The organism is Aidingimonas lacisalsi, assembly GCF_008079445.1.
GTDB lineage: Bacteria > Pseudomonadota > Gammaproteobacteria > Pseudomonadales > Halomonadaceae > Aidingimonas > Aidingimonas lacisalsi.
The window spans coordinates 1-1,032 of record NZ_VRYH01000023.1 but is presented as its reverse complement, the minus strand read 5'-3'; the positions used below and the strand labels follow the sequence as shown (position 1 = coordinate 1,032).

Below are 1,032 nucleotides of genomic sequence, written 5' to 3'. Positions count from 1 at the left end.
GGTGTCAAGGTAATTCCACATGTGTCGGATGTTGCGGTTGAAAGGTCGGGAGACGCATGGGGTGCATGTGCAATTCTCCTATGCTGATCGCTCACTAACCATGGCATCCATGCGACCGCCGTGGGCGGCGCATGATGCCTGTCGTTAGATTTTATGAGCTTTCTACTGAACATTGAAGAAAAAATTTTATCAGGGATGAAATCCGCCTGTGATGACACCTTTTTCTTCTTGGAAGATGAGTCGCAGAAAATCGCAGCAGAGTATTTGCTGACCGTTAACGTCGCAAAGAAGCTTGCTGAGCTGAATTCGGGGATCGGTTATCCGTACAAAATATACTTGGAAAGGAAAACCAAGTTGGTAGCAACTGACTGTGTGCCTCTCATGGCACGGGAACACTCCACGAACTTCCTCGGCTACAAACGCGTACTAAGAAAACGGCACAATACTGAAAGAAATGGAAAAGTTGATATTTGCCTGTACCGAGATTCAGGCGGCATGAGTGGAGTGCCTGTTTGTGTAATAGAGTTGAAAGGCTTCGATCCCAGCCGCCAAAATGTATTGAAAGACCTTAGGCGTAATTCTGAATTTTTCAAAATAAGCTGCAGAACAGGCGTATCCCAAATCCAGTATGCGTGTTTTGCGGCGATGCATTCATTTCCAAAATCTCTTACTCAAGAACAGAGGTATCAAGACCTCGAAAAACTGAAACAAAAATATGAGAAATGGCAAGAAGAGGTTGGGTTGCCACATGGTCTGAGGTTTTGGGTAAAAGTTAAAACTATGAGTCAGGCAGTTGAGACAACTTTATTGGATGAGAACGATCCAGACAGCCTTACCCTAGATGGAAATCACCATTTTGCCGGAGTAACCGTCTCATATGCCCGCGAAATCTAACAAGTCGCGTCACGCGGACGCACTTAAGTGCGCCGGTGCGCTCTAGCGTTAGAGAGCAAAGGAGACTCTATGCCAAGGCAAATCCCACGGGATGCTGTTGCCAAGTCAGTTATTGCAGGAATTACCCGAGCGCAGCAT

The 1,032-nt window shown here is 46.4% G+C and carries 1 protein-coding gene; it reads left to right on the top strand.

From position 1 onward, the window contains the following. Positions 1-153 precede the first annotated feature (153 nt). On the top strand, positions 154-894 hold the full coding sequence (locus FVV99_RS18450; RefSeq protein ID WP_148255589.1) for a hypothetical protein: 741 nt from the start codon (positions 154-156) through the stop codon (positions 892-894). The last annotated feature ends 138 nt before the right edge of the window (positions 895-1,032 follow it).

Bases quoted from the DNA above. Each gene is read 5' to 3' on its own strand.
- FVV99_RS18450 (WP_148255589.1), top strand. From the start codon at position 154: ATGAGCTTTCTACTGAACATTGAAGAAAAAATTTTATCAGGGATGAAA.